This window comes from Salinicoccus albus DSM 19776 (assembly GCF_000385175.1).
Classification (GTDB): domain Bacteria; phylum Bacillota; class Bacilli; order Staphylococcales; family Salinicoccaceae; genus Salinicoccus; species Salinicoccus albus.
The window spans coordinates 35,578-61,148 of sequence record NZ_ARQJ01000022.1 but is presented as its reverse complement, the minus strand read 5'-3'; the positions used below and the strand labels follow the sequence as shown (position 1 = coordinate 61,148).

The window sequence follows — 25,571 nt, the reverse complement described above, 5'->3', positions numbered from 1 at the left end:
TGTTATACTGAAATTGATGCAAGAGGAGGTTTAATATGAAATCAGTGACGCCTTACCTGACTTTCCAGGGAAACGCAAAGGAAGCGATGGCATTTTATACACGGGTGTTTGATGATGCTGAACTCAGGTTTTTACAGGAATATGATGAATCGGTCCCTGAAATGGCCGGAAAGGTGATGCAGGGGGTCATACGCATCCATGATCTGCTGCTGATGGTGACCGATTCCAAAGTACCGGCTGAGTTCGCCTTTTCACCCAGCATGTCGTTTTTGATCGAATGCCAATCGCTTCAGGAAATAGAAAAATATTACCTGAAACTGAAGAAAAAAGGCGCGATCCACGTCCCTCTGGATGAATATGGCGCTGCTGACCGGTTTGCCTGGGTGCAGGATAAATTCGGTGTCACATGGCAGCTGAACTTTATGAAATGAGAAATTCATCCCTTTTTATAGAAATATTCAATGTTGCAAAATAATATAAAATTGACAGACGGATTAATGTTAAAATGGGGGGATCATATTGTGAAAGGGGGGTTGCCCCAATGATGTGGATCGCACTGATCATTGTGCTTGGAATTCTTGCAGGATTCGGCAACGATTATCTGAAACATAAGCGGAAGATCGAACGGATGAAAATTGATGCCATGGACAAGCAGCTCGAGCTTGAAAAGACCCGTCAGGAAAATTTTCTGCTGGAAAACCGCCATATGGAGTCCGAATTGGAACGGATCAAAGCAGATAACAGGCGGCTGATGGAAGAAAGGAAAAAGGCAGCGGACAGCTCCTGGCTGATTCAGGAGACGAAGACAGACGATGACTGAACATGCTTTCAGTCATCGTTTTTGTATTCCATATGTAAATGCGGGATGCCGTCTTCCAAGTGGACATCAGAAACAGTTTTAAACCCGAACGATTGATAATATTCCTCCAGGTGTGACTGTCCGTGCAAATAGATTAAAGTATCCCGGTAATATGCGTCGACGTAATTCATCGCCTGCCTCATGAGCGCCCTGCCAACGCCGGTGCCTCTGACGTCTTTTCTGACTATGACTCTGCCGATCGATACAGGCGCTTCATGGACGATTCTTAAATATGCAGTAATACCGCCCTCGGCCTGTCTGTATATATGGGTGGATCGCATATCTTTGCCGTCAATCTCCTGATAGGCACTTTCCTGTTCCACTACGAATACGGAGACCCGCAGTCTGTAGATCTCCTCGAGGGTAACCAGATCCAGTTCATCAAATGCTTTCACATGCCACATGGACTCACTCCTTTTTCTTTCATCTATAAGAAAATCATAGCATAAAAAATCCCCTGCATCAGATGCAGGGGCAGGATTTAGGCAAAAATCCCAGGAGTATCCAATGCGTGGAATGCACATTGGATTTTACAGTTTCGTGTATGTTTCTCCCTTTTGCAAGGGATACATTCAAAACTATGATAGAGATATTAACAGAAAGTAAAGGAAATGTAAAGATAAAGTATTGAATTCATCTATATATTTACAATGTGTTAATAAAGTACGCCGTCATTCGATAATCAGCGTTTATCTTTATTTTTATTTTGTAAAATGACAGCGGTTAATCTGTGTGGAATTTTCACTTTCTTTTTCTCAAAATTTTCATCCAGATAGGCCATTACTTTATCCAATGCTTTGGACTGCTCGGCTGCATCCATATAAGCCAGCAGGGAGACCGTCTTTAACCTGCCGATCCATTGTTCGTTGGAGAACTTCATGTTATAGTCAATTTTAAACATTTCTGTCATATCGAATTTTTTCTTTTTCCATTCTTCAAACCATTCAACAGGAAAACTGTTGATCATCTGCTCGGAATCTGCTTTTGAGCCCGCAGGCCTCAGCTCCTCATCCGGTGAATGTTTACGGATGATCTTCATTGACTTTTTAACCACCTTTTCCGAGGGGGTGAAGCCGGAATCCATAACGATCAGGTAGCCTTCCGGTTTTATTATCCTTTCAATTTCTTTCAGTGCTTCATCCCGTCTGAACCAGTGCCAGGCTCTCAGTACAATTACAATGTCATAATGGTCAGTCTGCAGGTTCGTATCTTCTGCACAGCCCTGTTTAAAATTGATTCTCGGGTCATCACCCACGTGATCTCTGCCTGTTTCAATCAGCGCCTCAGACGGCTCCACTGCATCAATGATCCCGCCGCGGTCGCTGAGCATTTTGCTCAGCAGACCGGGCCCTGCGCCCAGATCGGCAATTTTACTTCCTGAAATCTCTATGCCCCTCTGCTCCAAGCCGGGGATTAAATGTTCAGGAATATCGTCGCGGTATTTCAGATAGCTTTCAGCCACATTTCCAAAATTAATTTCCATTTGTCTTTCTGTGCCTCCTGTATTTACGAATGATATTTTTTATAAAATTATTCTTGATAATCTGCGTGAAAGAGCGATTACCCATCCTGATTTCAGGGTAAATTAAATGAAAGGAGAGTGGATATAAATATGAGTAAATCTGTACTTATTATCGTCACAAATGCGGATACTATTGCAGGGAACGATGACAAACCAACCGGCGTATGGCTGTCGGAAGCGGCAGAGCCGTTTATCGCATTTCAAAGCGCGGGCTTTCAGGTCGATATCGCTTCACCTAAAGGCGGGCCTGCCCCAATCGATCCAAACTCGGTACAAAACGGCCAGGATGATGAAAGGTTTACAGAAGTAACCAAAATCCTCCAGAACACTGAACGGTTAAGCGACGTTGTTTATGAAGGCTATGACGCAGTCTTCTTTGCCGGCGGCCACGGCGCGATGTTTGATTTCCCCGGCAATGCCGACATTCAAAATATCGCTGCTTACTTTAAAAAAGATGGCCGAATTATCAGCGGCGTCTGTCACGGGCCGGCTGCATTTGCTGACGCAAAGACAAAGAATGGCGATTATCTTGTAGATGGCACCAAATTGACAGGCTTTACCGATTCAGAAGAGCGTGCCATGAACCTTTCAGATGAGATGCCTTTCCTGCTTCAAACAAAACTTGCTGACAACGGTGCAGGCTTCGTTGCCGGCACTGACATGGAAGAGAACGTTGTTACAGACGGCAATTTCATCACCGGTCAGAACCCTGCGTCGGCGGCGGGTGTTGCAGAGAGAATAATTGAAAGACTCAAATAAATGCTTTTCCCGGATGTGCTATCCGGGTTTTTATTCTCATTTTTACTGCATCGTATATTATATAATATTAGTCTATCGGGTGAAAGCATCAAAAAAGGGGCATCTCAAAAAAGATGCCCCTTTAAATTTACATTTTAACCATTTTTGTCATTTCTTCAATTTTCCCGACATGCTGTCCTTCATGAAGGATAATGAACGCCAGTTGTTCATAGCGTTTTGTCATCCCCATGAATTCCTTCGGAAGGTCCTCATCCAATTTTTCTTCCGGGAATTCTTCAAGCTGCGGTACCTGGCCTTCAAGCAGTGCTCTGATTTCATCGATATCAGGTGTCTCACTGTCAAAATCATCCGGACTTGTGCCGTAACCGAAATATTTGGTATATCTTTGAAATTCATCATTGCTTTTACCTGTCATACCGACCAGTGCAAGCTCACCCATTGAGGCAACATGGCCAAACTGCCAATGCAGATTATTCTTAAATCCTTTACCTTCAGGAATTCTGGCCAGTTCTTCTCCGTCGACCTTATCCAGTGCGCCAAGAATCATATTCCTTACCTGGTTGATTTGAAAAAGCAGTGTCTCTTTTGCCATTAAAATGCTCCTTCCTAATATTGTTTCTTAACTTCTCTACCCACAATCCATAATAATTATGCCTCATTTAAGAAATTGGACATCTTCAGTCATGAAACGTTATATTAAGTACTATTGGAGGTTTTAAAATGACCAGATTTCTGCTCAGCCTGATATTAATGGCAGTAATCACCCTGGCAATCTACTGGGTGATTTCAACTTTCATCCCGATATTTTCAGGCTATGCCATCCCGATTTCACTGTTTCTAGGCATCATCGGCGGTTTCTTTATCTACATTCAAATTGATAATCGCATGGGCCCTTAAGCTTAACAGCCTGCCTATGCCGTTACTCTTATTTCAATATTTAAATTCCAGATAATTTAGATTCCAGCGCTGTTGCTCACCATATCCTTATAGTTTTCAATAATTGGTACTTCACCATAATCCCAAGGCAAATATTTGATGGCATGTGAAGTATTGAATAAAACAACTTCATCATCCGATTGAATCCAGCCGCTCTCAGTTAACCTGGTAAACGCTGCCCAGGTTGCTGCACCTTCCGGAGATGATGATATTCCCTGTTTTCCAAAAGATGTTTGCGCATTTTTGATCTCTTCTTTGGATACTGCAATCGCAGATCCTCCCGATTCACGAATAATGGAAACGATCCGTTCCCCATCCGGCGGATTTGGCACCCGCATACCTGTAGGATTAGAGCTGACATTCTCCGTTTGCGCCTTAAACATTGTTCCATTTTCAAAAGCATCAACGACCGGCTGACATCCTTCCTCTTGCACACTGACGATCCGCGGCAGTTCACCTTCGATGAAACCAAGCTGCTTCAATTGGTTCAAGGCATTCCATATACCTATAACACCTGAACCCCCTCCGGTTGGATAGATAATTACTTCAGGCAGTTTCCAGTTGAATTGTTCCGCTAATTCCAGCCCCATCGTTTTCTTACCCTCTGATCTCCCAGGTTCTTTAAGGGTGCCGACATTGTACCAGTTTTGTTCTGATTCACCATCTTCAATAATTTTTCCGGCATTATGAATAAGACCATCAACTAAATAAGTCTGTGCACCATATTGCAGGCACTCTTCAACAATTAACCCTGGACAATCCTGCGGAAGAAAAACATAGCTGTCCATTCCGGCGTAGCCCGCATAGGCAGCTAGAGCTGAAGCAGCGTTCCCATTCGAGTTGACCGCCACCTTTTTTATGCCGTACTCATTGGCAATCGAGAGTGCCGCAGAAAACCCCCGGGCTTTAAAACTGCCCGTCGGATTTTGTTCTTCTCTTTTCACCCAGAGTTTCTTCACAGGGTAATTCTGTTCCTCTTGATACATTCGTACGAGCGGTGTCCATCCTTCACCTAAAGAAACCACATTTTGCGGATTTTCTATCGGCAGCAGTTCTTTATACCGCCACATATCAGCTGCTCTGTTTTTCAACGCGTCTTTCGTGAAGGTTTGACCGGCGAATTCCAAATCATATTCTAACTCCAGCGTCCTGCCGCATGTACACTCATTTTGCTTTAAATGAAAATCGGTCGTTTTGCCACATGCAATACAAACATGCCAAAATTTCATCCCAAGCCCCCTTTTAGGTTACTGGATACTGGCTGCTTCCGGCCAATCCAGATTATCCTCTTTTACACTTGTAATATTGTTGTTTTCATCAAAAAAGACCACTTTTGGTTTTAAATCTTTGATTTCCGCTTCTGACATTTGGGCCATACTCAGGATAATGGTGATGTCCCCTGGTGAAAACAAGTGTGCAGGCGGTCCGTTCAGACAAATCTGTTTTGAACCTTCCGGTGCAGGCAGCGCATATGTCTTCCACCTGGCAGCATTTTTCAGGTTGGTGACTTGTACTATTTCATACGGCTTTATATCCGCTGTTTTCATAAACTCAGCATCTATTGTAATACTTCCGACATAATCAAGATCAGCTTCCGTGACTCTCACACGATGCAATTTACCTTTACACATCAACCGTTGCATGAAAAAGTTCCTCCTCAATTGTTTTATTAACTATTTTACCCGTAAGTCCTAATGAGTATGCCTGATTTGGGAAATTGGCCCTCTGCAGCAATGAAATGTGCCAGAACGTTCCTTCTATTCTTCAGGCAATTTTTTTGGCTTGTGAATCCAGAATGCCAGTATGAACCCGGCTAAGGAAAGAATGCTTGCGACCATAAATGAATGATTCACCCCCTGAACCATACCATCGACCCCGGTCTCGGGGTTCATGGTATGTGCCATGACTGAAATGAGCATTGCCGTCCCCAGGGCACCGGCAATCTGCCGCATCGTGTTGTTCATTGCTGTGCCGTGGGGGACGAGCCTGTTCGACAGCTGGTTCAGCCCGGCAGTGGTCGCCGGCATCATGACCATGGAGACACCAAACATCCTGAGAGCATTTACTATTGCCAGATAGGCAAACGTGGTACCGGAATCGAGCATGGTGAACATGAATGTTGTTACGGTGACAATACCAAGACCGGTGATCAGAAGATAGCGGGCCCCGAACATATCGAACATCCGACCGGCCACCGGATTCATGATGCCCATCACCAGCGCCCCCGGCAGCAGCATGAGGCCGGATTCAAATGCATTGTACCCAAGCATGTTCTGCATGAGCATCGGCAGTATCACTGTACTTCCGATCATGGACATGAAGACAATCATGCCGAGTATCGTCGCCAGCGTGAATATCTTATCCTTAAACACCCTGAATTCCAAAATCGGCTGCTCGAGCTTGAACTGCCTTTTGATGAATAAATAAAGGGAAACACCGCCAATGAGTAACGGAAGCAGAACAGTCGGGCTCAACCATCCGGCACTGCCTGCGATACTGAATCCATATAATAACCCGCCGAAACCGAAAGTGGACAGGATGATGGACAGTACATCTAACTTCGGATCGGTTTTCTCTGTGATATTTTTCAGGAGAAAATAGGCGACGACCAAATCAATGATGACGATCGGCAGAATAATGAAGAATAACCCTCTCCACGGATAAATATCAACAAACCAGCCGGATAATGTCGGACCGATTGCCGGCGCAAAACTGATGACCAGACCAAACATCCCCATCGCCGTGCCCCTTTGTTCCCTTGGATAGATCAAAAAGAGAACAGTCTGCATCAGCGGCATGATGATGCCTGCCCCGGAAGCCTGCAAAATACGGCCTGCCATTAAAACTGGAAAGTTGGGTGAGATGCCGCAAACCAGGGTGCCGATCCCAAACAGAGTGAGCGCAGCAACAAATAACGACCTTGTTGTAAATTTACCGATCAGGAAAGCTGTAATTGGAATCATGATTCCGTTAACCAGCATAAATACAGACTGAACCCATTGGGCAATGTCTGCCTCAAGATTCAGGTCTCTCATGATATGCGGTATTGCAGTGGATAACAATGTCTGATTCAGTATCGCTGCAAATGCACCGGATAAGAGGACCAGCATTAACGGCAGTTTCTTAACATTGTTATGGGCATTTCCGTTATTTGCATTTGATGCCATAAATTTTCCTTCTTTCATATATATAAAAAGAATAAAAATAATTTCATAAAACAGCCTATTAAAGCGTCCATATCCGGGACGCTTTAAATTTAGCGATATGCAGCAATTTTACTGATTTCCACGATGACTTTTACCGATTGTTCCATCGTATCCACTGATACGTACTCAAACTTCCCATGGAAATTCTCTCCGCCTGTAAAAAGGTTGGGGGCCGGCAGGCCTTTATAGGATAACTGGGAACCATCCGTTCCCCCGCGAACCGGCCTGATCAGCGGCTCAATGTTTAACGTTTCCATCGCTTCTTTTGCATAATCGACAACCTCGATGACCGGTTCAATTTTATCTCTCATATTGTAGTATTGGTCATGGATATCCAGCATCGCACGGCCTCGGCCGTATTTGTCCCGGATTTCCCGGACATTCGATTCCATCCGCCGTTTGCGGGCTTCGAACTTTTCCTTATCAAAGTCGCGTATGATGTACTCGGCTGTCGTCTGTTCAACTGAACCGCCCATTTTTGTCAGATGAAAGAAGCCTTCATATTCTGAAGTAAACTGCGGCGTATCTTCAGGATCGAATTTTGTAATGAATTCTGCAGCCATCATACCGGCATTCACCATTTTACCCTTGGCAGTCCCTGGATGCACACTGTTACCGATAAAAGTGGCCTTCGCTGAAGCTGCATTGAAGCTTTCATATTGAAGTTCACCGGCAGGTCCGCCGTCCACTGTGTAAGCGAAATCTGCACCAAAACGATCCACATCGAACCGATGCGGTCCGCGGCCGATTTCTTCATCCGGCGTGAATGCCACCCGGATTTTACCGTGTTTAATATCCGGATTGTCGATCAGGTACTTCATCGCCGTCATGATTTCAGCAACACCTGCCTTATTATCCGCCCCAAGCAGTGTCGTTCCATCGGTAGTCATCAGCGTGTGTCCTTTGTAACCGGCAAGTTCCGGGAAGGCCTCATCCGACAATATGATATCTTCCGCTTTGTTCAGCACGATGTCTCCGCCCGCGTAGTCAATCACCTGCGGGTTGACATTTGCAGCTGTGAAATCCGGAGAAGTATCCACATGCGCCAAAAACCCAATGATCGGTGCGCCTTCTGTATTTGCAGGCAATGTCGCCATTAAGTAACCATTGTCGTCGCTCTCCACCTCTTCCATACCGATGGATTTCAATTCATCTTCAAGCAATTCTATCAGATGCCGCTGCTTTTTAGTGGAGGGGATCGTGTCACTCTCCGGATCCGATTGCGTATCCATTTTCACATATGTAGTCAGCCGTTCAATTAATCGATCTTTCATTTCCCTTCCCCCAAAATTATTCAAAATATTTGCTGAATATAAACATACAGTTATATCATGCCATAACCAGTCAGCAGAATGAAATCAAACAAACTCATGAAAAATTGCAAAACAAAAGGGACAGCACCTCAACACTGCTGTCTTCCGTTGATATCACAACTCTTTTATATTTCTCCAGCCGTAGACCAGCTCTGTGTGCTGGCTGCCGCCGATGCTGATTTCCTCTTTGGCGATAGCCACTCCGCCCATCCTTTCATAGAACTCACAAGCCGGGTTATCTTCCAGCACTGCAATGATCATATTTTCAAATCCACGTTCCAACAGATCTTCAACAACGGCATCAAACAGCATGCTGCCGCCGCCTTTGCCCTGGGCGTGCTCATACAGGTAAATGGCATACAATTCACCATCATATCCCACATACTCTTCAGATCGCTCAGGCCCGCCGATGGCGAACCCCACAATTTCTCCATCGTCAGATTCAAGCAGAAATGCCGTATTCTGAATGACTGCCAGTTCCCATACTTCTTTTCTTTTCTTATAGCTGAGATTCTTCAGATAGTCATCGCTGACGATCCCTTTATACGTCGTCCGCCAGCTGTCCACCTGCACCTTTGCGATATCATATGCATCTGCTTCAGCCGCTTTCTTTAATTTGAACACCGTGTGATCTCCCCCTTGTGTAATGACTATGATTAGTCTGTAAAACCCTGGATTGTCTCCTACATTATATCCGTCTTCAGATGACTCTTGAGATTATACCTCTCCAACGCCAGTTCAATCAGCTGGTCCAGAAGATGCGGATATTCTATCCCTGAAATTTCAAGCAGCTTTGGGTACATGCTGATGTTTGTGAATCCGGGCAGGGTATTGATCTCGTTGACAACGACCTGTCCGTTTTTATCGAGAAACATATCTATCCTTGCCATACCTTCACAATCGAGTATTTTAAATGCGTCCAAAGCTGTTTTCCTGAGGCGGTCTGATGTCTCTTTATCCAGTGTGGCCGGAATCTCAAGCGCCGCACCACTCTCGTTGATATATTTGGATTCATAGGAATAAAAATCAGTATTTGCCACGATTTCCCCGGGCAGCGAGGCGACGGGATCAGCGTTGCCCAGCACAGATACTTCAATTTCCCTGCCGTCGACAGCGCTCTCAGCCATCACTTTCATATCAAACTCAAAAGCCAGGCCGAGCGCATCGTAGAAAGTCCGCTCATCATCCACTTTGGACACACCGACAGAGGAACCCTGGTTCACAGGCTTGATAAACATCGGCAGACCGAGTTTTTCTTTCACCGGCTGATAATCAACAGCATCTTTTTCCCCGTAATGGAAAACCGTCCAATCAGCAACACCGATGCCCTCGAGTTTCAGCAGCCGCTTTGTCATATCTTTATCCATGCACACTGCGGAACTTCTGACGCCGCAGCCGATATACGGGATATTTGCAAGCTCGAGAAGCCCTTGGACACTGCCATCTTCACCGGCTGTCCCATGTAAGATCGGCAGCATGACATCGAAATTTTCCGGTCCATTTTCTGAAGACATCTGGTTCGCAGGAACAATGGACAGACTTTTCGCTCCGTCTGTACCATCCAGACGCTCAACCGTTTCCGATTGAGGATTTAAAAGCCATTCCCCTGCCTTGGATATATGTACCAGCTTTATATTGTATTTATCTTTGTCCAAAGCATTAAGCACACTCTCAGCCGAACGCATCGACACTTCATGCTCTGTCGACTGTCCGCCATACAAAATGCCCACGTTTAATTTCCTCATAACTAACACTCCTCGGCTTCACCATTTCAATTTCTTTCATAATACCATATCTGCGGTTTCTCTTTCCTCAAATAACTGATAATATTCAACTTATCAAAATATTTAGTCATAATTATTGACTTTCATAAACGGTGTTGATATCATTTATTACAATCTTAAAAGAATTGAGTGGTCGACATGTCACATGACTATATGCAAACTCAATTGAATCAATTTTTCTTCAGCTATTTTAGATAGCGTCTATATTCCATTGTGGGTATAGGCGTAAGCATATATCTATGATGGCTGATTTGGATGCGCAATTTTCAAAATCCAGCCGCATGGGATTCTAAGTGGCTGGGTTTTTATCTATCTTCTCAACCATTTGGATTCTCTCAGCCGGAGGATGAAAAATGGCTTTTTTTATGAACTATATTCGAGGAGTGGTTTTATGTTAATTGGTTATCAGGGTGTCGAAGGTTCCTACAGCGAGCTGGCATGCAAAAAATTCGCCCAGGATTCGGACTGTCAAATGATAGGATACCCGACTTTCAGAACCCTTGTGGAAGCGATGATGGACGAGACACTTGATTATATCGCCCTGCCGGTTGAAAATTCAACGAGTGGTCCGATCACACGGACGATAGACCTGATGAAATATTTGGAAGTGTCTGCCGTGGAAGAAATATACATTAAAATCGAGCACGCACTGATCATGAAGGCGCCCATGGATATGGCTGATATCAGTAAAGTGTATTCGCACCCAGAGGCACTTGAGCAATGCTATGCATATTTGAGCCGCTACCCGAATATCGAGGTCATGGAGTACTCGGATACAGCTGAAGCTGTGAAAATGGTGAAAGAGGCTGAGGAAACGGATATCGCCGGCATTGCCGGTGCCCATGCAGCAGAGATGTACGGCATGTCCGTCATCCGGGAAAACATTAGTGACAATCCGCTGAATACCACTCGCTTTTTATTCTTCAGAAAAGGGACACAGGCCAGCCGGCAGGGAACGGATAAAACCTCCCTTTACATTGAGTCCGGCCACAGCACCGGATCCCTCAGTGAGATACTCGAGATTTTCAAGAAATATGAAATCAACCTGTTGAATCTGACCTCCAGGCCGATCCAGCACAAACCGTTCTCCTACGGATTTTTCATCGATGTTGAGAAAGGCAGAGCAGATACGAAACTGGCAGAAGCACTGGAAGATATCAGTCAAGTCAGCAGATATCTTAATCTGCTCGGCACTTATGTCAAAGGGAAAATCCCGGCCTACGAAAGTGTGACGATCAATGATTGATATAAAAAACCCCCTCTCGGTTTACAGATTTTTTATTTCATCTGTAAACCGAGAGGGGGCAAATCATAATGAGCGGCCTCAACCGTTCATGCAATTTTACGATTTGTTTCTGTATCTGGCCTGGCAGTACAGATAATACAGTGCTGGTGTTGCGATCATGGAAAGGATTGTCGAGAATGCAATTCCTGCAATGATTGTGACTGCAAGCGGCACGAATAGTGCGTCTCCGCCAAGAGCTACCGGCACGAGGGCGATGATACTTGTGATTGTGGTCAATGCAATTGGCTTGAATCTTGCCCGTCCGCTTTCGTAAATGGCCTGGTGAATATCGAATGTTTCATCTTTACGTCTCGCTTCGATAAAGTCGAGCAGTACCACTGCGTTCCTGACGACGATACCGGAGAGTGAAACCATGCCCATGATACCAAGGAAGCTGATCGGTGTCTGGGTCACAAAGAGACCGATGATGCCGCCGCTGAACGCCAGGAAGATGCTGAATACGATGATGAGCGGCATGACCACGGAATTGAATTCAACCGCAATGACAAGATAAACCAGTACAAGTATGACAGAGAATAAAATCCCTATCTCGATAAAGAAGTCCGTCTGCTCGGAAGACTCGCCGCCTGTGGTGATTTCTGTACCATCTGAAGCGTCTGCGCTGTATGCATCGATGATAGAATTCACAGCTGCTTCATCATCAGCATACACGGAGAGCTCAGCTGCGCGTTCCCCGTTACTGTGCTGGATATACTGCGTATCTTCACTTTCCTCGGTACTGACAAAATCAGTCAGCGGGAAGGTCTCCGTGTCTCCGCCGCTCATACTTACGATGTCCACATTATCAATTTCATATTCCTCGGAATATTTCAAAGAAGTCTCCCTGGAATCATCATCCACAATGACCTCCTGAATCGGAATCCCTTCAGAAATCATGCCCAGTTCATTTTTGACCTGGGAGACTGAAATGTCATTTTCTTCGAGCGCACCGTAATCAATGCTGTAGTTCATCGTTCTGACCGGATCGCCGATATTTGAAGTCACAACTGCCCCTTCATTTTCAAGTTCAGATGTGAGTTCACTGATATCTGAATTCAATGTATCCAGGTCTTCATTCAATATTTCAATGGTTATCGGTGCACTTTCAGGCGGTCCCTGGACGATGGTCTCCATGAATATTTCCGCCTCAGGGAATGCCGCTCTCACCTGAGACTGATATTCATCGATGGTGGCTGAGGCACTCATCTGCGCCTTATCAATCTCCAGAGCGATTTGTGATGTATTTGATCCTGATTGATCAAGGGAAGCCCCAAACAGGTTGGGCAGTCCGTCGCCGGTAAATATGGAAGCAGATTCCAAATGCTCCAGCTCCTCGGTGAGATACTGCATCACTGCCTCAGTATCCTGATGTGTCTGCTCAATTGTCTGCCCATCTTCGAAAATCAGGTCAACCGTCACTTCGGAGCGGTCAGCCTCCGGAAAGAACTCAAACGGTGTAAAGCGGATCAATCCCACTGAGGCAAGGGCAATAACCAGCACAGTCAGGAATGAAATGAACGGTCTTCGGACAACTCCGGGCAGGAGCTTGTCCGCATAGAAGTCACTCCCCCATGTAAATACTTTACCGATGATGCCCGGATGTTCAGCGGTTTTCCGTTTAACGATCAGATATCTCACTGCCGGCACAAATGTCAGTGCCAGTATCGTCGAGGCGATCATCGTGGTAATCAGAATACTTGGCAGCGCCCTGATGAATTCCCCGTTGGCCCCGGACAGGAGCAGCAGCGGTGAAAATGTAAAAACGATGGCGAGGGTCGAAGCGACGACTGATGGCGCCACTTCTTTCACCCCATTGTAGACCCCGTTCATCCGGGTGTCCCCAAGGTTGAACCGGCGTTCGATATTGTCATTGATAACGATGGAATCATCCACCAATATCCCAAGCGCAATAATCAGGCCGATCACTGATATCTGGTTCAGGTCGACCCCCAGCCAGGGTACCGGTATCAGGCCGATCAGAACCGACAGAAGTACGGTCACCATCACCGTGATGGAACCAAACCATGAAAGCCCCAGTGATGTCCCTATGATGACAGCAACCAGTGCCAGGGCGAGCGACATATACAGACCGATGAATATTTCCTCTACATTTTCTCTCTCTGATGAAATAGTGTCTATATTGATGTTTTCAGGCAGCTGTTCAAAACCGTCGTTGACCAGAGATTCCACATCCCTGGAAACACTCGGGACATCCTGGTTGCCGGCCAGGAATACAGTGAAGGATACCGCCCTGTCGCCTTCGTGTTCCACAATGTCTTCCGGCCGGTCTTCTACCTGCTCAACATCTGCGACATCAGTTAACAGAATGTTCTCTTCCCCAACCCTGACCTGTTCCAACACTTCAATCGGTGTTTCATCCTGGAATGACATCCTGATCGTCTCTTCATTGTCAGTTTCCTCTCCCAGGATCACGGGATTAAGTGATGACTCAATTTCACTGCTGATCGAATTGGGATCCAGCTGATTTTCAACCATACTGTCGTAATCCAGCTGCACCTCATACTGATAATCGTTATATCCTTTAATCGTCACGCTGTCGATGCCTTCCATCTGCGTCACTTCACGTTCCAGGTCTTCCAGGTCGGAACGGATGCCGTCAAGTGACCCCCCATCATCAGCAGTGATCTGATAACTCAATAGCGGGAACGAATTCGTCACTGACTGCACATCGGGTTCATTTGCATTTTCAGGCAGTTCACCGGATACACCGCTGACCAGATTATTGACGTCATTCAATACATCGTCAGGTGCTGCATCATCGGTCAGTTCGAGTGTGACCACTGACGTATCATCCTGCGATACAGAAGACACACTTTCAATTCCCTCGGCACTGAAAATTTCCGCCTCTATCACATTGGTGACGTTCTGCTCAACGTCAGACTTATCCGCACCCGGCCACGGCGTCGTTACATTTATCAGATTGGCTTCAGTTTCCGGGATTTCACGCTGATCAATCGTTAAAAAAGTGTATACACCGATGATTGATACGGTAAATATAAGGATAATAAAAAGCAGGCTTCTCCCCATCAATCGTTCATATAATTTTTTCATTAAAGCGCCTCATTTTTATATAAGTATGTGGTACTGATTTTAATCTTCGGCACTGAAGGTCAAGTATAAGCCGGCTACAAAGAGCAGGAAAACCGCCATATATCCAGGCACAATGAGTCCGTCCGGGAAAACGGTCTGGGTACCGAACATGATTAACGTTCCTGCTGCATAGCATATCGTCGCGGCAATCTTCATTAAAATTCCTCCAATTGACGCTTACTGATCATCGCTGTCAACCCATGTTGTTTTTTCATTGAACGGTGTGCGTGTCACATTTTCTTTACTCATGTCGGGTTCCCCGACAAAGATTAATCCTAAAATCTCTTCGTCTTCACGCAGTCTAAAGTAGTCTCTTACCGCTTTTGTATCATAGATAGTACCGCTTCTCCACATCGCTCCAAGCCCCAGGCCATGTGCCGTAAGCAGCATATTTTGTGTGGCCGCAGCCACAGCACAGACATCCTCGATGTAAACAGCCTTTTCACTGTCCGATGGTGACAGTGAAACAACGATGACAGTCGGTGCATTGAACGGTTTGCCAGCAATCCTTTCAATACGCTGCTGTCCCGAATCAGAATCAGGTTCCGGTACACGATGATAAGCTGCATCCTTTAGTGCCCGGGACAATGGAATTCTGCCGTCACCACTCAACACAAAGAACTTCCAAGGTTCCGTCAAATGATGATTGGGCGCCCATGTGGCTGCTTCAAGCATGGTCTCAATTTTTTCCTTGTCTACGGGGCTGTCCTTTACTTTACCCACTGACCTTCTTGTGAAAATCGCATCTGTTACTTCCATATTTATCGCTCCTGTTCACATTTTTTCATACTACATTACCAATCTTTTTGTCACTTCAACAAAATAATTTGCACCGTTTTCCAGACCATTTTCATCAATTTCAAATTTAGGATGGTGCAGCGGAAATGACTCACTCCGCTCAGGGTCATGCATCCCGATAAACTGCATCGATGATGGCACTGCCTGGGAAAATGAAGAAAAATCCTCCGTGCCAAATATCGGTTGATCCACTTTTATCAGTTTATCCGCCCCGTACACTTCCGCTGCCGCCGACCTCGTAATATCCACCGCTTCGGCATGATTGAACACCGAAGGATACCCGATGTCCCAGTCGATCGTGTAAGATGCCCGATGCGCAGTCGTAACCCCTTTCAGAATCTGTTCTATTTCTTCGCGTGCCTTCACTCGGGAGGGTTCATCAATGGAACGGACTGTCCCTCCGATTTCAACCGTCTCCGGGGTGACATTCATCGCCGCACCGCTGTGGAACTTCGTCACAGAGACGACCGGTACGTTATGCGGAGAAATTTTTCTTGAAACTACAGTCTGCAGACTCATTGTGAATTCCGACCCGATGATGATCGGATCGATCGTAGCGTCCGGCATGGCAGCATGTCCGCCGCGCCCGGATATTTTTATCCTGAAATCATCCGCCGAGGCACAGTAAACGCCGTCTCTGACGGAGAAATAACCAGTCTCATAGTCCGGTGATACATGAAGCGCAAAAGCGAAATCAACAAGATCAGCCACTCCCAGCTCAACCAGTTCTCCGGCGCCTCCCGGGAAATCCTCCTCTGCATGCTGGAAAAGAAATCTGACTTCACCTTTAATCTGCGCTTTCATCCCGGATAGTATTTTAGCAGCACCGAGCAGCATCGCCGCATGCGCATCGTGCCCGCAGGCATGCATGACGCCCTCATGCTGTGATTTAAACGCCAGATCGGTTTCTTCCTTAACAGGCAGGGCATCGATGTCCCCGCGAAGGAGCACAGTATTACCATCACCGCTGCCTTTCAATACCCCCAGCACACTCGTCTTTGTCGGCTGTGATACTTCAATGCCATCAAAAGTCTCCAGTACATTTTTTATATATTTAGATGTTTCGTATTCTTTATACGACACTTCTGGATATTTATGAAAATGCCTGCGCCATTTTATTATTTCAGATTTCAATGTTTCGTTCATCTCAGATACCTCCTTGTACCATAATCAATTATACCGAGCATATCAGTCTTCCATAGTATATAACACTGAAATACGTTTACACCAATTCCATGCGGGAAAATATAAGGGAGGTGATAAAGAAATGGAAAAAGCGAAACTAATTGAAGAAATTGAAAATATACTGGCTGTTTCTAAAGTGGGGGTCATGTCCACAGCCTTTAATGATGTGCCCAACAGCCGTTATATGATTTTTTATAATGATGAGCACACCCTTTATACAAAAACAGATAAAACTTCTTTGAAAGTAGAAGAAATTAAAGATAATCCACTCACCCATATTTTACTGGGATACGAAGAGACGAGCAACCAGAGCTTTCTGGAAATCATGGGTAAAGTCGAAGTGGTCGAAAATACGGAGACCATCGACTGGTTATGGCAAAACCAGGACAAGACATACTTTGATTCGGAAGCAGATCCGGAGCTGACAGTCATTAAAATCACCCCTGAGAGAATCAAAATCATGAATGATGACAACGTGGACACTCCCGAGTTTGTAGACTTTACCGAATAACTGGATAAAATTTCCGCCGTCATACTTCGGCGGAAATTTTATGTTTTTGGGTTGATTCCGGAAATTTTTAATACCGGCAAAAACTGCGACGATTAACAAAGCGAAGCTTAAAGTGAGTTGCCTCTATAGACTTTCTGCTATAAAATAATTAGATATGCATTTTTGAAGGAGATGAATGATTTGATCCCGCTGATCATATTAGGCACCATCGCCGGTATGCTGGTACCGGTCCAGACTTCAGTCAACAGCCGGCTGGCCAGCTTCACCCGTTCTTTAATCGTCGCATCGTTCTACTCTTTCCTCATCGGATCCGTGTTTTTACTGATATTCAATTTATTTGCCAATCCGGGGAAGCTTTCGCCTCAGTTCGTATTCAGCCACGATATTTCATACATATGGTTTGTCGGCGGTATTATGGGCGTTATCTACCTGACCGGCAACATGATTCTGCTGCCCAAAATCGGTGCGGCACTGACAGTGATCATGACCGTCGCCGGTCAGATGATCATCGGTCTCCTCATCGATACGTTCGGATGGTTCGATGCCGCAGTGCAGCCGATCAGCGTCTATAGAGTGTCGGGCATCCTCCTCATGATTGCCGGCATCATTTTCATGAACTACAAAAAGAAAAAGGACAGGGCCGCTGCGTCCGGCAGTTCTAACGCCTGGCTACTGCTCGGTCTTTTTACAGGATCAATGCCGCCGATCCAGACAGCTGTAAACAGTGCGCTCAGAATTGAAGTGGATTCATTCCTGCTGGCCGCCTTCATTTCATTTATCGTCGGTACAGCCGCATTGTTCCTTCTTTCTGTCCTCAGTACCGGCAACATTAAAATATCAGGATCCAGTGAAAAAGCAGGTGCCATAAAACCATGGCATTTTGCAGGGGGGATGCTCGGTGCCGTTTACGTGACAACGAACGTCATCCTCATGCCGCATCTGGGAGCGACCCTGACCCTGATGACCACCATTTTTGGCCAGATGCTCATGGGACTGCTCATCGATCATTTCGGATTGCTTGGCATCCCAAGACAGGCCGTGGACATGAGACGGGTCATCGGTGTGCTCATGATCCTATCCGGCATCCTGATACTTCAGCTGTCTTAAGAAAATATCCGGATGACAGATACTGCTCGTATCCTCACCCGGATATTTTCATTTAAAGATTAAACAGCATCCTGCCGAATAGAATGGCAATGCCCAGCATGCTGATCAGATTGACTGACACGATCCAGATACTCATATTTCTGCTTTTGGCCGCCGCTCCTTGTTTCCCTTTAAAATATAAAGAAATGATGCCTGCAAACAGCAGAACAAAGGCAATCAGAAGCGGTAATCCGAATGGCAGCATGTACAGGCTGGTGTCATTATCTATGAATACAGTAACGATAAAATATATAACGTTTAAAATTGACAAGGCAAGCAATGTCTTTTTCATAACTTATCCCTCTCTGTGAAAGTAGCTGTGGGTGAGTCTTATAACCATGCCTGTTAATATTAACATCCACACAATGATTGCGAAATAGATCATGATATGCGGAATGACCATTAAAAAAGGCTGATACCTCAGCATCAGCCCTTCCCATATTTATTATCCCCTTCCCCAGGCAGCAGTGTAAAGATGAAGCCGAGGAGATTAAACGCTGCGATAGCCGTAATGACCGCCATTTTCAGCCATCGTTTGGCAACCCTCATAAATATGACCGGCAGCAGCAGGATTGACAAATATTGCGGCAGCTGGAACCAGCCTGAGATCCCTGCGTCCTGATAGCGTCTTGAAGTCAGGCTGATGGAAGGCAGGATAATTGCAGCTGCAGCCATATCCTCCAGTCCCCTGATCCCCCTGTATCGATTGAAACAGTTCAACAGGATCCCGATGAGCATCAATATGATATTCGGAATCCAGAATTCCTTTCTCGTCGCGCGCCCTCTGTATTGAAAAGTTTTCTTAAAAAATTCGACCATTATCCGGCCCATTGTTAACCCTCCAGTCATTTTATACGGGGTTTGCTAAATAAAGCTGTTAAGACTCTCCTGGGTAATCGTCTTCAAATTTTCCCGGGCTGCATTATCATACGCCTGTGAGGCAGCATTTGAATGTTTCCGGCCGTCAAAGTATTCCCCTGTGACATCTTTTATATCTTCTGAAGCTGCAAGGAATATAACTGCATCTAATCCTTGTTCCACTGTGCTCTGGGCGCTTCCAAAATGTTTATCAACCATATTTGTATCCATCAGTGTAGATGGATGAAGAGCATTCACATTTACACCTCTGTCTTTCAATTCATCAGCAAGGTCAAACGTGAACATGATCAAAGCCAGCTTACTGCGGGCATAAGCCAAATATCCTTCATAGGTTTCCTCCATATTCAAATCATCAAAATCAATGGCAGATTGTCCAATCGATGCCACATTGATGATTCTGGAACCATCATTCAATAGCGGGGCCAGCTTCCGGGTCATCAGCACCTGAGCCAGATAATTCACTGCCCAGCGTAATTCAAAGCCGTCCCTGCTGATTTCCCGCTCATTTCGGGACTTTGGTCCGCCGCCGATTCCTGCGTTATTGATCAGAATATCCAGTTCCCTTTCATTTGATACAATCTTTTCAGCGAGTTGAGCAACAGAAGCCAGAGAGGAGAAGTCTCCATTAAAATACGCCAGTTTCTGATTGCCAGTGGTATTCTTTATTTCTTCAAGGATTCTATACCCTTTCTCCTCATTTCTGCCATGCAACAGTACCTTTGCGCCATTTTGTGCAAACCATTCCGCTGTCATCCTGCCAAGACCGCTGGTGGCTCCTGTGATTAAAACCGTACATTCTGATATTGGTTTCATTCGAATCCCCCATTTTTTCGGTATAAACAATTGATTGTATTATAACATAATACCGCCCCACATTATGAATGGTAAAAAACACGAACTTTTATATTATAAATATGATTTTTTACATCAATTTATGAACTTTAATCTTTTTCATTCTTGAAAAGTTCGTCAATGATGTTACAATAATAATTATCTTTAAAAACGAACCACTCATATAATAGCAATAATATGGATTGCGAGTTTCTACCGGACACCGTAAATGGTCCGACTATGGGTGAGTAATGATGCGGACGCTTTTTGAATTGAGTTTTAAATCTCATTCATATTTATCCCGAAGCTATTGCTCATCCTGTGATGAGCTATGGTTTCGGGATTTTTATCTGCTTAGCGGAATATATATTTCTTGAGGTGAAAAAATGGAACGTTTAGAAGAAAAGATTTTGTTAGAAGGCACTGCCCTGTCTGAATCTGTGCTGAAAGTCGATCAGTTCTTGAATCATCAGATAGACCCGCAATTAATGTATGAAATCGGCCAGGAATTCAAAGAAAGATTTGCTGATGCCAATATCACTAAAATTCTGACGCTCGAATCTTCAGGCATTGCCCCGTCAGTAATGGCGGGTCTGCTCATGGACGTACCGGTCGTGTTTGGACGAAAACGGAAATCCCTGACATTGAATGACGGTCTGCTGACGGCAGAAGTATATTCTTTTACAAATCAGGAGACAAATCAGATTTCAGTTTCGGGCAAATTTTTACAGGCGGACGATTGTGTGCTTGTCATTGATGATTTTTTGGCAAATGGTCAGGCTGCAGATGCACTGATCGACATTGTCAGCCAATCAGGTGCAGGGATTGCCGGCGTTGGAATCGTCATCGAAAAAGCATTTCAGGAAGGCGGCAGAATGCTGCGGGCGAACGGTCATCGCGTAGAATCGCTGGCCCGGATCGAGTCGATGGCTGAAGGCAGTATCAAATTTACTGAAAACGGAGCGCATACGCATGCAAATATCTAAAGCAAGATCACTCTCCTTAGGTTTCCAGCATGTGCTCGCGATGTATGCAGGTGCGGTCATTGTCCCTTTGATCGTGGGCGCGGGCATCGGTCTCAATAATGCCCAGATGACTTATCTGATTGCAATTGACATTTTGATGTGCGGAATCGCAACCATGTTGCAGGTATGGAGGAATAACTTTACAGGCATCGGGCTGCCGGTCGTCCTCGGCTGCGCCTTCACAGCCGTCGGACCGATGATCGCGATCGGCAATTCATATGGTATTGAATCCGTCTATGGTGCAATACTCGTTTCAGGGCTCTTTGTCTTTCTCATTGCAAAATATTTCAGCAAAATGCGTAGATTTTTCCCGCCGGTCGTTACCGGCAGCGTCGTGACGATCATCGGCATTACGCTGATTCCTGTTGCCATGAACGACGTCGCCGGCGGTCAGGGCAGTGCGGATTTCGGTACTCCTGCCAACCTTGCGCTGGGATTCGGGACTTTATTCATCATACTAATGATTTTTAAATTTGGCAGAGGGTTCATAAAATCCATTGCAATATTAATCGGCATCATCGCCGGTACGGCAGTCAGCGCATTATTCGGACTCGTGGACTTCTCGGCAGTCGGAGAAAGTTCATGGTTCCATCTGCCTCAGGTGTTTTACTTTGGCATGCCCGAATTTCATCTGGCACCGATATTGACGATGATCCTCGTATCGATTGTCAGTTTAGTTGAGTCCACCGGCGTCTATTTCGCACTCGGCGATATAACAGATAAGGACTTGAAAGAAGAAGATCTGAAACGGGGGTACCGGGCTGAGGGATTAGCAATTATGTTCGGCGGCATATTCAATTCATTTCCATACTCCACATTCTCACAAAACGTCGGACTCATTCAGCTTTCCGGCGTGAAAAACCGCAGTATCATCTATATCGCAGGTGTCATGTTGATCATACTCGGACTCGTACCGAAAATTGGCGCACTCACCCTTGCCATACCGACACCCGTACTTGGCGGCGCGATGGTTGCAATGTTCGGGATGGTCATTTCATACGGCATCAAGATGCTCGCCAGCGTAGATTTTTCCAAACAGGAAAACCTCCTGATCGTAGCTATTTCAATTGGCATGGGACTCGGGGTCACCACAGTACCAGAACTCTTCGCGGCATTGCCGGACAGCATCTCAGTATTAACAGACAGCGGCATCGTCCTCGGCAGCCTGTCAGCAATTGTACTGAATCTCCTCTTTAATCTGAGGCGATCACCAAGTGTTGAAACACAGGCGGAAGTGACAGAACAGCATGTCACAGGATGACACTGAGTAAAATTCCCCGGAGATCACGGGTCTTTGGGGAATTTAGTGATTCTGGGAAAAAAGCCTCACCGCTTGTGCTCGATTTTAGATCGAATACAAGAGAACGCCGACGCTTATCCTCGATCACGGATCGAATACAAGAGAACGCCGACGCTTATCCTCGATCACGGATCGAATACAAGAGAACGCTGCCGCTTATCTTCGATCACAAATCGAATACAAGAGAACGCCGCCCCTTATCCTCGATTGTAAATCGAATACACGCGAAGCACTCCTAAAGCATTAATAATACGCCAGACGCTATGTTTTTCGTTTGTGCTCATCCCAAAACTGACATATAATATACTCCATCAGAACTTAGGAGTTGTATTTTGATGACACGCATTTTCATGGGACTGGTTTTTACAATCGCAGCTGCTGCACATTTCCTGCAGCCGGAAAAATTCGCGAAAATTACGCCTGCTGTCATTCCATTCAAAACATTTATCGCCTTTTTCACAGGCGCGGTTGAGTTGACATTCGGCATATTATTACTTTTCAATAAAGTAAATCAGTGTCTGATAAAAGGAATGCAATTCTTTTTGTGGGCGGTGTTCCCGGCAAACATCTATATGTATACACACAGGAAGACACTCGGCCTGGAAAATTACCCGAAATGGGGACTGCTGGCAAGGCTTCCGCTTCAGCCGCTGATGGTGAAAATGATTGGGGATATCAAAACGTCCAATTCTTGATTTTCCGGAAACAAAACATTCAAAAGTATATGAAAAACAGCGAATCCTCCAGGAGCCAGAGGTTTCGCTGTTTTTTTATCCACCGGGCTTTAAAAGCCTTTCAAATACGTCTGTACATATTCAAAGAACCGTTCGACATTATTTTCATTATCGATGACTGCAATATATCCATCCGGACGCACAAGCATCACCGTATTCTTTTTTATGCCTGCGCTGCGAACTTCTGCGGTCCAGTTGAACTCATGAAGTTCGATGCCGGATTTTTTTATATGCTTTCTCATTTCTACACTGGTCTGACCGTAAAGATGGTACTGCCATTCAAAGCTTTTCAACGCATCATGGTTATCACCATCATAATATGGCACCCATGGCAGCCGGTCGCCGCCGCGGAGTCTGCCGGCTCTACCTTTTGATAAATCGCTTTGATTGTAATCGATATGGATTTGGGAAACCAGCCGGAACATCATCTTTTTCCATCTCTTGTAGTTCAGCAGACCGGGAATGACATTCGGCAGGATGAAGCCCCTGAGTGAGGCAAAAACACTGCCGGATCCCACCATTGCCTTAAAAACCTCATCAGTCGTATTGACAAGGAGTCTGGCGAATGCGATTCTTTCCGGTTCATAGGTCGCCAATGCTTCTCTGTCCAGTTTCCCATCAATGACTTCTGCCAGTTTCCATGAAAGGTTCATCGCGTCCCCAATGCCGGTGTTCATCCCCTGGCCGCCTGCCGGACTGTGCACGTGTCCGGCATCACCAAGGATGAAGACATTACTTCTTCTAAAATTTTCACTGACTCTGTGGTGCACATTATAAGTGGAAAACCAATTCACTTTACTTGCGGTAATACCGATATTCCCCTTCAGATACGCTTCTATATCTTCAAACCCGATATCTTCTGCCTGCCTGACAATATTTTCAGGCACGAGGCCGATCACTCTTACCGACCCGGTCGTTCTGACTGGTAATAAAAGAGCGAATCCCGCTTCAAACAGGTGCACCTGGACCCCGTCGATATCATATTTGCTGACAAGATCTGTAACAAAAAACATTTCTTCGTAAGTACCGCCCGGAAAATCGAAGTCAAGCGATTTCCTCACCGTGCTTCCGACACCGTCGCATCCTGCCACGTACTCATATTCATCAATGGTTCTTGACCCTTGCTTTTCAATCGTTGCTTTTACCGTACCTTCTGTCTCCTCGAGGTCGATCAGCTCAGTTTCCCATTCTATTTCAATATTTCTGCGCTTTAAGTAGTCTGTGATAATCCGTTCGTGTTCATCCTGAGGTAAAGATAGGACGAACGGAAAGGAGCTGAGTCCTTCCCCGATATCCTCCAGATTGAACCGTGCCCGTCGTTTGCCTTCATTGAAGAAAGATACATTATTCAATATAATACCGCGATTGATCATTTCCTCCGCAAGTCCGAATTGATCATACATTTCCAGTGTTCTGGCATGCACAATCATCGCCCTTGATTCACCGCCGGGCGCAGGCGCTTTGTCAATGATCCTGAATGGCACACCATGTTTTTCCAGACCCGCTGCCATCGCAAGGCCTGTTGGGCCGCTGCCGGCAACCAGTACTTTTTTGTCCATCATAACCATCCCTCTCGGGTTTTCTTATCCCATTCCCGGTTCAATGATTTTTCATGCCTCCAGTAACGCAATAATTTCTTCAGGATAATCCGTCATGATTGTGCCAATTTCCATCTCAATGAACGGCTGTGCATTTTCCGTATGATTCACCGTCCATACACGGACCTTGTCTTCAACACCTTTAACACGTTCCGGCTCAGCCAGCACTGCTTCACCATAAATGTGAAATGCATCAAGGTCAAAAGTGCTGATATAATCGCAGAGCATTGGCGGGGCGGTCTTTGACAGCCATGCCACTCTTACGTTTGGATCAACATCCTTCATACGTTTGAGGGAAGGCAGATGCACGGAGGAATATATCACTTTTGATCCCAGATCGAATTCACGGACCAGCGTATTTAATTTTGCTTCAATCCCATTATATAAAAATACAGAAGTCTTCAATTCGATATTCAGTTCGATATCCGCTGCCCTGACCAGTGTTAATACTTCACTTAATAAAGGAATCCTTTCCTTATCCCAGAACGCTGCATACTTCACAAACTCATTGAACCGGCTGCCTGCGCTGAGCTGCCTGATTTCTTCAAGTGTCATATCTTTAACCGCCCCAAAGCCATCTGTCGTGCGGTCGACATATTCATCATGGAGGACAACAATCTCCCCGTCCCTGGTGAGATGGACATCAATTTCCAGCCCGTCGACACCCATTTCAACAGCTTTTTTAAAAGCAAGCATCGTATTTTCCGGATATGTCCCCATCGCTCCTCTGTGGCCGAATACCTTTGTCATATTTCCGCTCCTTGTGTCGAAATTAAAGAAAATGAAAAT

General features: G+C 45.5%; 28 protein-coding genes and 1 riboswitch. Of the genes, 10 read left to right on the top strand and 18 right to left on the bottom strand.

What is annotated here, in order from left to right:
- Window positions 1–35 precede the first annotated feature (35 nt).
- A complete protein-coding gene (locus tag G343_RS0103900; RefSeq protein ID WP_020006806.1) occupies window positions 36–431 on the top strand; it encodes a VOC family protein in 396 nt (131 codons plus the stop codon).
- 110 nt (window positions 432–541) lie between these two features.
- Complete coding sequence (locus G343_RS0103895) at window positions 542–820, top strand: hypothetical protein (protein ID WP_020006805.1); 279 nt, start codon at window positions 542–544, stop codon at window positions 818–820.
- Between the two features lie 8 nt (window positions 821–828).
- Here G343_RS0103895 and G343_RS0103890 read toward each other — a convergent pair whose 3' ends face one another.
- Both G343_RS0103890 and G343_RS0103885 read right to left on the bottom strand, forming a co-directional pair.
- The gene (locus G343_RS0103890) at window positions 829–1,263 is read right to left on the bottom strand and encodes a GNAT family N-acetyltransferase (protein WP_020006804.1); all 435 of its coding nucleotides are present in this window, start codon (window positions 1,261–1,263) and stop codon (window positions 829–831) included.
- Window positions 1,264–1,541: 278 nt separating this feature from the next.
- Window positions 1,542–2,342: a class I SAM-dependent methyltransferase gene (locus tag G343_RS0103885; protein ID WP_020006803.1), complete on the bottom strand. Its 801-nt coding sequence runs from the start codon at window positions 2,340–2,342 to the stop codon at window positions 1,542–1,544.
- A gap of 129 nt (window positions 2,343–2,471) precedes the next feature.
- Here G343_RS0103885 and G343_RS0103880 point away from each other — a divergent pair, with 129 nt between their 5' ends.
- Window positions 2,472–3,140 (top strand): type 1 glutamine amidotransferase domain-containing protein, encoded by a 669-nt coding sequence (locus G343_RS0103880; protein WP_020006802.1) that lies wholly within the window; start codon window positions 2,472–2,474, stop codon window positions 3,138–3,140.
- A gap of 127 nt (window positions 3,141–3,267) precedes the next feature.
- Here G343_RS0103880 and G343_RS0103875 read toward each other — a convergent pair whose 3' ends face one another.
- Window positions 3,268–3,732: a DinB family protein gene (locus G343_RS0103875; RefSeq protein WP_020006801.1), complete on the bottom strand. Its 465-nt coding sequence runs from the start codon at window positions 3,730–3,732 to the stop codon at window positions 3,268–3,270.
- 128 nt (window positions 3,733–3,860) lie between these two features.
- Here G343_RS0103875 and G343_RS15550 point away from each other — a divergent pair, with 128 nt between their 5' ends.
- Window positions 3,861–4,037, top strand: a complete 177-nt coding sequence (locus G343_RS15550) for a hypothetical protein (RefSeq protein ID WP_020006800.1) — start codon at window positions 3,861–3,863, stop codon at window positions 4,035–4,037.
- A 56-nt stretch (window positions 4,038–4,093) separates the two neighbouring features.
- Here the strand turns inward: G343_RS15550 and G343_RS0103865 are convergent, their stop codons facing one another.
- The 6 genes from G343_RS0103865 to G343_RS0103840 all read right to left on the bottom strand — a co-directional run bounded on the left by G343_RS0103865 (window position 4,094) and on the right by G343_RS0103840 (window position 10,340).
- Window positions 4,094–5,305: a threonine synthase gene (locus G343_RS0103865; RefSeq protein WP_020006799.1), complete on the bottom strand. Its 1,212-nt coding sequence runs from the start codon at window positions 5,303–5,305 to the stop codon at window positions 4,094–4,096.
- Between the two features lie 18 nt (window positions 5,306–5,323).
- Window positions 5,324–5,719: an aspartate 1-decarboxylase gene (gene panD / locus G343_RS0103860; protein ID WP_020006798.1), complete on the bottom strand. Its 396-nt coding sequence runs from the start codon at window positions 5,717–5,719 to the stop codon at window positions 5,324–5,326.
- Window positions 5,720–5,833: 114 nt separating this feature from the next.
- Complete coding sequence (locus tag G343_RS0103855) at window positions 5,834–7,243, bottom strand: MDR family MFS transporter (RefSeq protein ID WP_020006797.1); 1,410 nt, start codon at window positions 7,241–7,243, stop codon at window positions 5,834–5,836.
- Between the two features lie 89 nt (window positions 7,244–7,332).
- Window positions 7,333–8,556: a peptidase T gene (pepT, locus tag G343_RS0103850; protein WP_020006796.1), complete on the bottom strand. Its 1,224-nt coding sequence runs from the start codon at window positions 8,554–8,556 to the stop codon at window positions 7,333–7,335.
- A gap of 153 nt (window positions 8,557–8,709) precedes the next feature.
- Window positions 8,710–9,219 carry a GNAT family N-acetyltransferase gene (locus G343_RS0103845; protein WP_020006795.1) on the bottom strand — a complete coding sequence of 170 codons (510 nt, stop codon included), beginning with the start codon at window positions 9,217–9,219 and terminating at the stop codon, window positions 8,710–8,712.
- Window positions 9,220–9,278: 59 nt separating this feature from the next.
- Entirely contained in the window at window positions 9,279–10,340 is a 1,062-nt protein-coding gene (locus G343_RS0103840; protein WP_020006794.1) for a D-alanine--D-alanine ligase family protein, read from the bottom strand.
- A 430-nt stretch (window positions 10,341–10,770) separates the two neighbouring features.
- Between G343_RS0103840 and G343_RS0103835 the strand changes: the two genes are divergently transcribed.
- On the top strand, window positions 10,771–11,625 hold the full coding sequence (locus G343_RS0103835) for a prephenate dehydratase (protein ID WP_020006793.1): 855 nt from the start codon (window positions 10,771–10,773) through the stop codon (window positions 11,623–11,625).
- 96 nt (window positions 11,626–11,721) lie between these two features.
- On the opposite strand, the gene G343_RS0103830 is transcribed toward G343_RS0103835, so the two are convergent.
- The 4 genes from G343_RS0103830 to G343_RS0103815 are packed head-to-tail and all read right to left on the bottom strand — an operon-like array spanning window position 11,722 to window position 16,719.
- Window positions 11,722–14,736, bottom strand: a complete 3,015-nt coding sequence (locus G343_RS0103830) for an efflux RND transporter permease subunit (RefSeq protein WP_020006792.1) — start codon at window positions 14,734–14,736, stop codon at window positions 11,722–11,724.
- A gap of 39 nt (window positions 14,737–14,775) precedes the next feature.
- A complete protein-coding gene (locus G343_RS15545; protein ID WP_020006791.1) occupies window positions 14,776–14,931 on the bottom strand; it encodes a hypothetical protein in 156 nt (51 codons plus the stop codon).
- A gap of 21 nt (window positions 14,932–14,952) precedes the next feature.
- The gene (locus tag G343_RS0103820) at window positions 14,953–15,534 is read right to left on the bottom strand and encodes a nitroreductase family protein (protein WP_020006790.1); all 582 of its coding nucleotides are present in this window, start codon (window positions 15,532–15,534) and stop codon (window positions 14,953–14,955) included.
- A gap of 30 nt (window positions 15,535–15,564) precedes the next feature.
- Complete coding sequence (locus tag G343_RS0103815; RefSeq protein WP_020006789.1) at window positions 15,565–16,719, bottom strand: M20 metallopeptidase family protein; 1,155 nt, start codon at window positions 16,717–16,719, stop codon at window positions 15,565–15,567.
- Between the two features lie 121 nt (window positions 16,720–16,840).
- Here G343_RS0103815 and G343_RS0103810 point away from each other — a divergent pair, with 121 nt between their 5' ends.
- Window positions 16,841–17,269 carry a pyridoxamine 5'-phosphate oxidase family protein gene (locus tag G343_RS0103810; RefSeq protein WP_020006788.1) on the top strand — a complete coding sequence of 143 codons (429 nt, stop codon included), beginning with the start codon at window positions 16,841–16,843 and terminating at the stop codon, window positions 17,267–17,269.
- A 171-nt stretch (window positions 17,270–17,440) separates the two neighbouring features.
- Window positions 17,441–18,376 (top strand): DMT family transporter, encoded by a 936-nt coding sequence (locus tag G343_RS0103805; RefSeq protein ID WP_033426521.1) that lies wholly within the window; start codon window positions 17,441–17,443, stop codon window positions 18,374–18,376.
- 52 nt (window positions 18,377–18,428) lie between these two features.
- Here the strand turns inward: G343_RS0103805 and G343_RS0103800 are convergent, their stop codons facing one another.
- The 3 genes from G343_RS0103800 to G343_RS0103785 all read right to left on the bottom strand — a co-directional run bounded on the left by G343_RS0103800 (window position 18,429) and on the right by G343_RS0103785 (window position 20,107).
- On the bottom strand, window positions 18,429–18,707 hold the full coding sequence (locus G343_RS0103800) for a hypothetical protein (protein WP_020006786.1): 279 nt from the start codon (window positions 18,705–18,707) through the stop codon (window positions 18,429–18,431).
- Between the two features lie 134 nt (window positions 18,708–18,841).
- Window positions 18,842–19,246 carry a DUF805 domain-containing protein gene (locus G343_RS0103790; RefSeq protein ID WP_020006785.1) on the bottom strand — a complete coding sequence of 135 codons (405 nt, stop codon included), beginning with the start codon at window positions 19,244–19,246 and terminating at the stop codon, window positions 18,842–18,844.
- Window positions 19,247–19,279: 33 nt separating this feature from the next.
- A complete protein-coding gene (locus G343_RS0103785) occupies window positions 19,280–20,107 on the bottom strand; it encodes an SDR family NAD(P)-dependent oxidoreductase (RefSeq protein WP_020006784.1) in 828 nt (275 codons plus the stop codon).
- Between the two features lie 178 nt (window positions 20,108–20,285).
- Window positions 20,286–20,386, top strand: a riboswitch (purine riboswitch).
- Between the two features lie 125 nt (window positions 20,387–20,511).
- Between G343_RS0103785 and G343_RS0103780 the strand changes: the two genes are divergently transcribed.
- From G343_RS0103780 to G343_RS0103770, 3 genes are all read left to right on the top strand, one after another.
- Window positions 20,512–21,111, top strand: a complete 600-nt coding sequence (locus G343_RS0103780; RefSeq protein ID WP_020006783.1) for a xanthine phosphoribosyltransferase — start codon at window positions 20,512–20,514, stop codon at window positions 21,109–21,111.
- Window positions 21,098–22,411 carry a nucleobase:cation symporter-2 family protein gene (locus G343_RS0103775; protein WP_020006782.1) on the top strand — a complete coding sequence of 438 codons (1,314 nt, stop codon included), beginning with the start codon at window positions 21,098–21,100 and terminating at the stop codon, window positions 22,409–22,411. The genes G343_RS0103780 and G343_RS0103775 overlap by 14 nt, the downstream gene beginning before the upstream one ends.
- Before the next feature lie 374 nt (window positions 22,412–22,785).
- A complete protein-coding gene (locus G343_RS0103770; protein WP_020006781.1) occupies window positions 22,786–23,145 on the top strand; it encodes a DoxX family protein in 360 nt (119 codons plus the stop codon).
- A gap of 89 nt (window positions 23,146–23,234) precedes the next feature.
- On the opposite strand, the gene G343_RS0103765 is transcribed toward G343_RS0103770, so the two are convergent.
- A complete protein-coding gene (locus G343_RS0103765) occupies window positions 23,235–24,746 on the bottom strand; it encodes an FAD-dependent oxidoreductase (protein ID WP_020006780.1) in 1,512 nt (503 codons plus the stop codon).
- 48 nt (window positions 24,747–24,794) lie between these two features.
- Window positions 24,795–25,532, bottom strand: a complete 738-nt coding sequence (locus G343_RS0103760; RefSeq protein ID WP_020006779.1) for a glycerophosphodiester phosphodiesterase — start codon at window positions 25,530–25,532, stop codon at window positions 24,795–24,797.
- Window positions 25,533–25,571: the final 39 nt, after the last annotated feature.